We start from the raw sequence: 10208 nt of genomic DNA, 5'->3' as shown, positions 1-10208 counted from the left end.
CCGGTGACCGGGCGGAGCCGGGTGGTCGTCTCCACGGGGGGCGCGTCGCTCGCGGGGGCGGGCGCGGCGGCCGGGGCGGGCCGGGATACGGGTGCGGCGGCGCGCGTCGGCGGCACGCCGGGCTGCCGAGGCTCAGGGGCCCGAGGCGCTGCCGGGGGCGGAAGCGGGGCGGCCGGAGGTGCGGCAGGGCGGGCAGGCGCGGCGGCGCGCGGCGGCGGAATGTCGGGGTGCCGGGGCTCAGGCGCCCGATGCGGGGCGGCCGGGGGCGCGGTCGGCGCCGCGGAGGCGGCCGGGGTGTGCGGCGGCATCGGCGGGGACGCGGGCGCGGGCGCGCTGGGACGGCGAGGCGCCGGGGGCGCCTGGCGCGTCGGAGCCGGTGGTTCCGACGCGAGGAACTCCGTGATCCGCGACGGCCGCAGGGGCGTCGGACCCGTCTCCGGAGGGAGCAGCGCCTCCGTGATGCGGGACGTGGTCGGCGGGGTCTCGCCGTCGGGCTGACGGGAGGCCGGGCCGGGCGGGCGCTGTGCCTCCGTGCTCATCCCGCCCCCTGATTCCTGGTCCACGTGCCACGACGGATCGCCTTTCGGGGCAGGCCCGTTCGTCACCGCGTGCCGTCACTCTACGGGCTCAACGGTCCGCCGCGGCACTGAGACCAGGACGCCGGGGGGATCTGCCCAAATCGTCCCCCTACCCCGGGGTAATCGCGTCTGGCAAGCTCAGGCCATGACTCCCCGTGCCGCTGACCGGGCCCGCTTTGACCGGGCCACCGCCCAGCTCGACGCGCCGCTCGCCATCGTGGATCTCGACGCGTTCGACGCCAACGCCGAGGACTTGGTCCGCCGTGCGGGCGGCAAGCCGATCCGGGTGGCGAGCAAGTCGGTCCGCTGCCGGGCGCTGCTGGAGCGGGTGCTGGCACGGGACGGCTTCGCCGGGATCATGTCGTTCACGCTGGACGAGTCGCTGTGGCTGGCGCGGGCGGGCTTCGACGACGTGCTGCTGGCCTACCCGTCCGCCGACCGCGCCGGCTTCGCCGAGCTCGCGGCCGATCCCAAGCTGGCCGGCGCCGTGACGGTGATGGTCGACGACGTCGCGCAGCTGGACCTGATCGAGCGGTCGCGCGCCGGCGGCAAGGAGGAGATCCGGCTCTGTCTGGAGCTGGACACCGCGCTCCATCTGCTCGGCGGCCGGGTGCGGATCGGGGCGCGGCGCTCTCCGCTGCGCGAGCCCGCCCAGCTGGCCGAGCTGGCCCGCTCCATCGCCCGCCGGCCCGGCTTCCGGCTGGTGGGCCTGATGGCGTACGAGGGGCATGTCGCGGGCGTCGGCGACTCGCTCGTGGGCCGGCCGGTGCGCTCGCGGGCGGTGCGGCTGATGCAGCGCGCGGCCCGCAGGGAGCTGGCCGTCCGCCGTGCGGCGGTGGTGCGCGCGGTACGGGCGGTGGCGCCGGATCTCGAGTTCGTCAACGGCGGGGGCACCGGCAGCGTCCAGCACACCGCGGCCGAGGACGCGGTCACCGAGATCGCCGCGGGGTCCGGGCTGTACGTCCCGCGGCTGTTCGACGACTACACCTCGTTCACGGGCCGTCCGGCCGCGCTGTTCGCCCAGCCCGTGGTGCGCAGGCCGGGCGTGGGCGTGGTCACCGTGCTCGGCGGCGGCTATCCGGCGTCGGGCGCGGCGGGCGTGGACCGGCTGCCCGTTCCGTATCTCCCCGAGGGGCTGCGCTACGACCCGCAGGAGGGTCCGGGCGAGGTGCAGACGCCGTTGCTCGGGGCCGCCGCGGACGATCTGCTGATCGGCGACAAGGTGTGGTTCCGGCACGCCAAGGCCGGGGAGATGTGCGAGCGCTTCGACGCGCTGCAGCTGGTCGAGGGCGACCGGGTGACGGGGAGCGCCCCGACGTACCGCGGCGAGGGCCGTACGTTTCTGTGACCTCGGCTCGGTGACCGCGTCTCTCCGGCCCCTATGCCCCTCGGGCTCAGCCGGGGCCGATGCTGCTGCCGACGCCGCCGCTGGTGGCGTCGCCGATCGGCCGGACGCTGGCGAGGATCTTGTCCATGTCGGCGAGCGAGGGCGCCTCGGCGCTCGCGTCGAAGGCGAAGCGGAGGACCACCAGGGCCTCCGTGCCGACGGGCGAGGGGAAGACGACCGACTGGACGTACCCGCCGGGCCCCTCCCCGGTGACGACTCGCCAGCGCACCACATAGCCGGCCCGGCCTGCGACCGCCACGGACTGCGACTTGAGGACCGTGTGGGACTCGATGCCGCCGTGCACGCGGTTGCCGACGGCGTCCTCTTCGTACACGTCGTTCGCCGCGTCCGCGATGTCCTGTTTGGCCAGCTTCTCGGCTGACGTCTCGCCGCTGCTGCTCGTGGCGGAGGAGACCTGGCCGTGCCGGCAGAGCGAGGAGCCTCCGGCGGGGCAGTCGTACGTCAGGTCGGTGACCATGGTCGTGCCGCGGTCATTGGAGTTGGTGGACTTCTCCCAGCCCTCGGGGATCGGCATGGAGAGGCCGTTGAGCTGGTCGACGAGGAGGCCGGACTCGTCGCTGGGCGACGGGGCGCCGCCGTCGTCGGATCCGTTGTCGGCGTCGTCCGTCGTCGCGACCGGTTCGCTGACGCCGGGCTCGGCGGTCGGCTCCACCGGTTCGTCGCCGCCGCTCATGAACACCGCCGCGCCGGCGACCGCGGCCACCAGCACGACGCCCGCGACGGCCAGTGCCACCAGCCCGCTCTTGCCGCGACGGGTCCCGCCGCCTGGCCCGCCGCCGTACGCCGCGCCGCCGTCGACCGGCATCGTCGACTGGTGCATCGGCACGGTCGGCGGGCCGAAGCCGGCGGGCTGCTGCACAGGAGCAGGCTGCTGCTGCACCGGGGCAGGCTGCTGAGCGGGCGCGGGCGCCTGCGCCTGGACCGCGCGGGTGTGCGCGGTCCAGGCGGTCCCGTCCCACCAGCGCTCGACTCCGGGCACGCCGGAGTCCGGGTACCAGCCGGGCGGGGTCGTCATGCTCATCCGGCCACCATAGGGCTCCGGCCCGACCGCCGTCCTACAAGGGGGTGACGTACGCCCCGGAGATGCCGCCGTCGACGAGGAAGTCGGTGGCGTTGATGAAGGAGGAGTCGTCGCTGGCCAGGAACGCCACCGCGGCGGCGAGCTCGTCGGCCTCGGCGAACCGGCCCGCCGGGATGTGGACGAGGCGGCGGGCGGCTCGCTCGGGGTCCTTGGCGAACAGCTCCTGGAGGAGAGGGGTGTTCACCGGCCCCGGGCACAGCGCGTTGACGCGGATTCCCTCGCGGGCGAACTGGACGCCGAGTTCGCGGGACATGGCGAGGACGCCGCCCTTGGAGGCGGTGTAGGAGATCTGGGATGTGGCGGCGCCCATGATCGCCACGAAGGAGGCGGTGTTGATGATGGAGCCGCGGCCCTGGCGCTGCATATAGGGGATGGCGGCCTTGCAGCAGAGGTAGACGGAGGTGAGGTTGACGTCCTGGACGCGCTTCCACGCCTCGAGGCCGGTGGTGAGGATGGAGTCGTCGTCGGGCGGCGAGATGCCCGCGTTGTTGAAGGCGATGTCGACGCTGCCGTAGGTGTCGTACGCGGTCTTGAAGAGCGCCTCGACCTGCTCGGGGTCGGTGACGTCGACGCGCACGAAGGTGCCGCCGACCTCCTCGGCGGCGGCCTTGCCGGCGAGCTCGTCGATGTCGCCGCAGACGACGTTCGCGCCCTCGGAGGCCAGGCGGCGTGCGCTGGCCAGGCCGATCCCGCTGCCCGCTCCGGTGACGACGGCGGTGCGGCCGACGAGACGGCGGCAGATGGTGGTGTCGGTCATGGTGTTCAGGCCTCCGTGCTGATGAAGACGTTCTTGGTCTCGGTGAATGCGGTGAGGGCGTCGGGGCCGAGCTCGCGGCCGAGGCCGGACTGCTTGTAGCCGCCGAACGGGGTCCAGTAGCGGACGCTGGAGTGGGAGTTGACGGAGAGGTTGCCGGCCGCGACCGCGCGCGAGACGCGGATCGCCCGGCCGACGTCACGGGTCCAGATCGACCCCGACAGTCCGTACTCGGTGGCGTTGGCCAGCCGGACCGCGTCGTCCTCGTCCTCGAAGGGGAGCACGACGGCGACCGGCCCGAAGACCTCCTCGCAGGCAGCCGGGGCGCCTGGGTCCAGATCGGTGAGGAGGGTCGGCGGGAACCAGAAGCCGGGTCCCTCGGGCGCGGCGCCGCGGACCCCCTTCAGCTCTTCGGGGACGTACGTGCGTACGCGCTCCAGCTGCGCCCGTGAGATCAGCGGGCCCATCTGGGTCTTCTCGTCGGCCGGGTCGCCGACGACGACCGACTCGATGCCCGGCGCGACCAGGTCGAGGAAGCGGTCGTAGACCGAGCGCTGGACGAGGATACGGGTGCGGGCGCAGCAGTCCTGGCCCGCGTTGTCCAGGAAGGACATGGGGGTCGCGGCTGCGGCGGCCTCGAGGTCGGAGTCGGCGAAGACGATGTTGGGGCTCTTGCCGCCCAGCTCCAGCGTCACCCGCTTCACGCGGTCGGCGCACTTGGCCATGATCTGCTTGCCGACCCGGGTGGAGCCGGTGAACACGATCTTGGCCACGCCCGGGTGCTCGACCAGCGCGTCGCCCGCCACGGCGCCCTCGCCAGGCAGTACCTGGAACAGCCCCTGCGGAATGCCCGCCTCCAGGGCCAGTTCGGCCAGGCGCAGGGCGGTCAGCGGGGTCGTCTCCGCGGGCTTGAGGAGTACGGCGTTGCCTGCGGCGAGCGCGGGCGCGGTGGCCCAGGCGGCGATCGGCATCGGGAAGTTCCACGGCGCGATCACGCCGACGACGCCGAGCGGTTCGAGGATGGTGATGTCGAGCCCGCCGGGGACCGGGATCTGTCGGCCGCTGAGCCGCTCCACTCCCCCGGCCGCGAAGTCCAGCAGGTCGCGGACGTTGCCGGCCTCCCAGCGGGCGTTGCCGATGGTGTGGCCGGCCTCCCGGACCTCCAGCTGGGCGAGCTCTTCGAGGTGCTCGTCGACCGCGACGGCGAAGCGGCGCAGCAGCCTGGCCCGGTCGGCGGGCGCCACGGCCGCCCAGTGCCGCTGGGCCGCGGCGGCGCGCGCGACGGCGGCGTCGACTTCGGCGGCGGTCGTCGACGGGACGGTCGCGACGACCTCTTCGGTCGCCGGGTTCAGTACCTGAAGCAAGGGTGCCTCACAAACGTTCGAAGGAGCGGCGGAGCTCCCAGTCGGTCACCGCGGCGTCGAAGGCTTCCAGCTCGACCCGCGCCATGTTGCGGTAGTGCGCGACGACTTCGTCGCCGAAGGCGGCCTTGGCGATGGGGCTGTTCTCCCAGAGCTCGGCGGCCTCGCGCAGGGTGGTGGGGACCTGCTCGTATCCGGAGGAGTAGGCGTTGCCCGTACACGCCTCGGGCAGTTCGAGCTGGTGCTCGATGCCGTACAGGCCGGCGGCGACCAGTCCCGCGACGGCCAGGTGCGGGTTGACGTCGCCGCCCGGCAGCCGGTTCTCGAACCGCATCGAGCGGCCGTGGCCCACGACGCGGAGCGAGCAGGTGCGGTTGTCGTATCCCCAGGCGACGGCGGTCGGCGCGAACGAGCCGGGCTGGAAGCGCTTGTAGGAGTTGACGTTCGGCGCGTACAGCAGCGAGAAGTCGCGCAGCGCGGCCAGCTGCCCGGCCAGGAAGTGCCGCATGGTCGTCGACATCCCGCCGGGGCCGTCGCCCGCCATCACGTTGCGGCCGTCCGCGTCCTGGAGCGAGAGGTGGATGTGGCAGGAGTTGCCCTCCCGCTCGTTGAACTTGGCCATGAAGGTGAGCGAGACGCCCTCCTGCGAGGCGATCTCCTTCGCGCCCGTCTTGTACACCGCGTGCTGGTCGCAGGTGACCAGCGCCTCGTCGTACTTGAAGGCGATCTCGTGCTGGCCGGGGTTGCACTCGCCCTTGGCCGACTCCACCGTCAGGCCCGCCGCGGCCATCTCGTTGCGGATCCGGCGCAGCAGCGGCTCGATGCGGCCGGTGCCCAGCACGGAGTAGTCGATGTTGTACTGGTTGGCCGGGGTCAGGCCCCGGTAGTCGCGGTCCCAGGCCTCCTCGTAGGTGTCCTTGAACACGATGAACTCCAGCTCCGTGCCCACATGGGCGGTGAAGCCGTGCTCGGCCAGGCGCTCCAGCTGGGCGCGGAGTATCTGGCGGGGCGCCGCCACCACGGGCGAGCCGTCGTTCCAGGCCAGGTCCGCCACCAGCAGCGCGGTCCCCTCGTTCCACGGGACGCGGCGCAGCGTGGACAGGTCCGGGTGCATGGCGAAGTCGCCGTACCCGCTCTCCCACGAGGACATCTCGTACCCGTCGACGGTGTTCATCTCGGTGTCGACGGCGAGAAGGTAGTTGCAGCCCTCCGTGCCGTGCTCCAGGACCTCGTCCATGAAGAAGGGTGCGGCGAACCGCTTGCCCTGGAGCCGCCCCTGCATGTCGGGGAAGGCCAGGACCACTGTGTCGATCTCACCGCTCGCGACGAGGGCACGGAGCTCCTCGACCTGAAGCGGGGCATTGCGGTCTGCCACGGGAAAACCCCTCCTTGGGTCAGCCGGAGGCTTTAAGGTATTCCTGGAGACCATTGATTGGGAAGGGGAAACGGCGAGGTGACCGAGAAGAGTGAACCGGCCGACCCGTTGACGCCCGTTCTGCGCCCGGTGCGCGCGGGCAACGGCTTCGAGGAGGCGCTGGAGCAGATCCTCCAGCTGCTCCGCCTCGGGCTGGTCCCCAGCGGCGAGCGCCTGCCCGCCGAGCGCGAGCTCGCGGAGCGGATGGGCGTCAGCCGGGTCACTCTGCGCGAGGCGCTCAAGGTGCTGGCCGACCAGGGGCTGGTGGAGAGCAGGCGCGGCCGGTACGGCGGCACGTTCGTGCTGCGGCGCCCCGACAGCCACGGCGAGGACGAGCTGCGCCGGCGCGTGGCGTCGGTGGACGTCGAGGACACGCTGCGCTTCCGCGAGGTGCTGGAGGTGGGGGCGGCCGGGCTCTGCGCGGCGCACGGCCTGGCGGAGGCAGGCGCGCAGCGACTGCGTACGGCGCTGGCCGCGACGCACGACGCGCCGCTCGCCGACTACCGCAGGCAGGACACCCTGCTCCATCTCACGCTGGCCGAGCTGTCCGGCTCTCATACGCTGACCGCGCAGTACGCGGCGGTACGGGCCGTCTTGAACGAGCTGCTGGACTGCATCCCGCTGCTCGTACGGAACCTGGAGCACTCCCAGCACCAGCACGAGGCGCTGGTGGAGGCGGTGCTGGACGGGGACGCGGACGCGGCGCGCGAGGTGATGCGGGAGCACTGCGAGGGGACGGCGGCGCTGCTGCGGGGCTTTCTGTCCTGACGTCCGGCGGGGGGGGGCGAGGGGCGACTGGCAGGCGGCTCGGCGGGGGCGGGCGGGGCGGGTGACGGCTCAGTCCCGACGATCCTCGAGCGTCCCGGCGGCGACTCGGTCGCGGCGGTCGGCGGGCGTCCCGGCGACGGCTCGGCGGGGGCGGGCGGGCGTCCCGGCGGGGCCGGGCGGCGGCTCGTCTCGACGATCGGCCAGCGTCCCGGCGACGGTCGGCGGGACCGGCGACGGCTCGGTCTCGACGGTCGACGAGCGTCCCGGCGACGGCCTCAAAGGCCCCGACCGGGACCTTGGCGGCGCCCGCGCCGTGACCTTGCCGGAACCTCGGCGGCGGCCGAACCGTAACGTCGGCTTTACGCAGAGGGCTTGCGCATCCCTGACGCCTACCGCAAAGGTGTGCGCACAAACCTTTGACCTCTGCCAGGAGCGACTCATGGCCGAAGGCACCACCACGCGCATCCCCTCCCCCGCCGACGACGACGCCTACTTGAAACGGCGCACCCTGCGCAGGGGCAGCGCCGGCTGGCTGCTCCTCACCGGGCTCGGCGTCGCCTATGTCGTCTCCGGAGACTTCTCCGGCTGGAACATCGGCCTCTCCAAGGGCGGCTTCGGCGGACTCGCCATCGCCACCCTCCTCATGGGCGTGATGTACGCCTGTCTGGTCTTCGCGCTCGCCGAGCTGTCGGCGATCCTGCCGACGGCCGGCGGCGGCTATGGCTTCGCCCGCCGCGCGCTCGGCACCTGGGGCGGCTTCCTGACCGGCACCGCGATTCTCATCGAGTACATCCTCGCGCCCGCCGCGATCTCCATCTTCATCGGCGACTACGTCGAGTCGCTCGGGCTCTTCGGCCTGGAGTCGGGCTGGCCGGTCTATCTCGCCTGCTTCGCGATCTTCATAGGCATCCACCTGTGGGGCGTCGGCGAGGCTCTGCGCTTCAGCCTGGTGGTGACGGCCATAGCGGTCGCCGCGCTGCTGATCTTCGCGGTGGGGGCGTTCACGGAGTTCAGCACGAGCGGACTGAACGACATCCCGGTCGACAAGGACGCGTTCGGGTCGGGCTCCTGGCTGCCGTTCGGGCTGCTGGGCATATGGGCCGCGTTCCCCTTCGGCATGTGGTTCTTCCTCGGCGTCGAGGGCGTCCCGCTGGCGGCGGAGGAGGCGAAGGACCCGGTGCGCTCGATGCCGCGGGCGCTCGCCATCTCCATGGGCATCCTGGTGCTGCTCGCCGTGCTGACCTTCTTCGCCTCGACGGGCGCCCGGGGCTCGGCGGCGATCCAGGAGGCCGGCAACCCGCTGGTGGTGGCGCTCCAGGGCGACGGCGATCCGACCGCACTGAGCCGCTTCGTCAACTACGCGGGCCTCGCTGGCCTGGTGGCCTCGTTCTTCTCGCTGATCTACGCGGGCTCGCGCCAGCTCTTCGCGCTCTCGCGGGCCGGCTATCTGCCGCGCTTCCTGTCCCTGACCAGCCGCCGCAAGTCGCCCTACCTCGGCCTGCTGATCCCCGGCGCGATCGGCTTCGCGCTCGCCGCGGGAACCGGCAACGGGGCGCGGATGCTGAACATCGCGGTGTTCGGCGCGACCATCTCGTACGCCCTGATGGCTCTGTCGCACATCGTGCTGCGGCGGCGCGAGCCGGAGCTGCCGCGTCCGTACCGCACGCCGGGCGGTGTGGTCACCTCCTCCGTCGCCTTCCTGCTGGCGCTGTCCGCGCTGGTGGCGACGTTCCTGGTGGACAAGGACGCGGCCTTCATGGCGCTCGGCGTCTACGCCGTCGCGCTCGCCTACTTCGCCTTCTACAGTCGACGGCATCTGGTCGCGCGGGCGCCGGAGGAGGAGTTCGCGGCGCTGGCGGCGGCCGAGGCGGAGCTCGAACGGGACTGACCGCCTCCAGCTCAGAACTGGATCGATCTAGAACGGAACTGATGGGATTCATGGGAGCCACGTTGTCCAAGCCGCTGATCGGTGTCACGACCTATCTGGAGCCGGCCCAGTGGGGCGTCTGGCATCAGCCGGCCGCGGTGCTGCACGCGCAGTACCACCGCATGGTGCAGTCGGCAGGCGGCCTGGCGACGTTGCTCCCGCCGGACGACCCCGCGGCGGCCGAGGCGGTCGTCGCCCGGCTGGACGGCGTCGTGATCGCGGGCGGGGCGGATGTGGAGCCCGTACGGTACGGAGCGTCCCCGGACCCCCGCACCGGCCCGCCCGCCCGCGAACGCGACGCATGGGAACTGGCCCTCATCCATGCCGCGCTGGCGTCGGGGACCCCGCTGCTCGGCATCTGCCGCGGCCTCCAGCTGCTGAACGTGGCCCTCGGCGGCACACTCGTCCAGCACCTGGACGGCCACAGCGGCGGCCGGGGCGTCGTCGGCCAGCACACGGTCAAGCCGGTGCCGGGCACGCTCTACGCCGACATCGCACCGGAGGCGACATCGGTCCCGACGTACCACCACCAGTCGGTGGACCGCCTGGCCGACACCCTGACGGCGAGCGCCTACGCGGAGGACGGCACAATCGAGGCAGTCGAACTCTCCGGCCACCCCGATGGCCTGCCCCCTGGCTGGGTGCTCGCGGTCCAATGGCACCCGGAGCTGGGAGACGACCCGAGGGTGATCTCAGCGCTGGTGACGGCGTCACAACCCAGCCCCGCCGGCGATTGAGGCACAACCCAGCCCCGCCGGCGATTGAGGCACAACCCAGCCCCGCCGGCGATTGAGGCGTGAATCAGCCTCGCCGGCGATTGAGGCGTGAATCAGCCCCGCCGGCGATTGAGGCGTGAATCAGCCCCGCCGGCGCCACGGCCGGTCGAACACCGAGATCGCGGAGGACCTGTTCATAAC

Annotated in this window: 8 protein-coding genes and 1 pseudogene; 5 read left to right on the top strand and 4 right to left on the bottom strand. The window is 72.7% G+C overall.

The genetic code is table 11. The features are described 5' to 3' along the window. Window positions 1–498 (top strand): annotated as a pseudogene (locus AB0M39_RS40020) (hypothetical protein); the annotation flags it as partial. A 225-nt stretch (window positions 499–723) separates the two neighbouring features. Next, window positions 724–1926: an amino acid deaminase/aldolase gene (locus tag AB0M39_RS40015; protein WP_365373537.1), complete on the top strand. Its 1203-nt coding sequence runs from the start codon at window positions 724–726 to the stop codon at window positions 1924–1926. A 46-nt stretch (window positions 1927–1972) separates the two neighbouring features. Here AB0M39_RS40015 and AB0M39_RS40010 read toward each other — a convergent pair whose 3' ends face one another. From AB0M39_RS40010 to AB0M39_RS39995, 4 genes are read right to left on the bottom strand one after another with little or no spacing between them, the layout of a single operon-like run. Continuing rightward, complete coding sequence (locus AB0M39_RS40010) at window positions 1973–3007, bottom strand: DUF2510 domain-containing protein (RefSeq protein ID WP_365373534.1); 1035 nt, start codon at window positions 3005–3007, stop codon at window positions 1973–1975. Between the two features lie 34 nt (window positions 3008–3041). Then, window positions 3042–3824 (bottom strand): 3-oxoacyl-ACP reductase, encoded by a 783-nt coding sequence (locus AB0M39_RS40005; protein ID WP_365373531.1) that lies wholly within the window; start codon window positions 3822–3824, stop codon window positions 3042–3044. Between the two features lie 5 nt (window positions 3825–3829). Then, entirely contained in the window at window positions 3830–5185 is a 1356-nt protein-coding gene (locus tag AB0M39_RS40000) for an aldehyde dehydrogenase family protein (protein ID WP_365373529.1), read from the bottom strand. 7 nt (window positions 5186–5192) lie between these two features. Then, entirely contained in the window at window positions 5193–6557 is a 1365-nt protein-coding gene (locus tag AB0M39_RS39995) for a glutamine synthetase family protein (RefSeq protein ID WP_365373526.1), read from the bottom strand. Window positions 6558–6635: 78 nt separating this feature from the next. Here AB0M39_RS39995 and AB0M39_RS39990 point away from each other — a divergent pair, with 78 nt between their 5' ends. The 3 genes from AB0M39_RS39990 (at window position 6636) to AB0M39_RS39980 (ending at window position 10028) form a co-directional block, all read left to right on the top strand. Next, complete coding sequence (locus AB0M39_RS39990; RefSeq protein WP_365373524.1) at window positions 6636–7364, top strand: GntR family transcriptional regulator; 729 nt, start codon at window positions 6636–6638, stop codon at window positions 7362–7364. A gap of 439 nt (window positions 7365–7803) precedes the next feature. Next, on the top strand, window positions 7804–9252 hold the full coding sequence (eat, locus tag AB0M39_RS39985) for an ethanolamine permease (RefSeq protein WP_365373521.1): 1449 nt from the start codon (window positions 7804–7806) through the stop codon (window positions 9250–9252). A gap of 50 nt (window positions 9253–9302) precedes the next feature. Further along, complete coding sequence (locus tag AB0M39_RS39980) at window positions 9303–10028, top strand: gamma-glutamyl-gamma-aminobutyrate hydrolase family protein (protein ID WP_365373519.1); 726 nt, start codon at window positions 9303–9305, stop codon at window positions 10026–10028. Window positions 10029–10208: the final 180 nt, after the last annotated feature.

Source organism: Streptomyces sp. NPDC051907, from assembly GCF_040681075.1.
Classification (GTDB): domain Bacteria; phylum Actinomycetota; class Actinomycetes; order Streptomycetales; family Streptomycetaceae; genus Streptomyces.
This window is presented reverse-complemented; position numbering and strand designations above follow the sequence as displayed.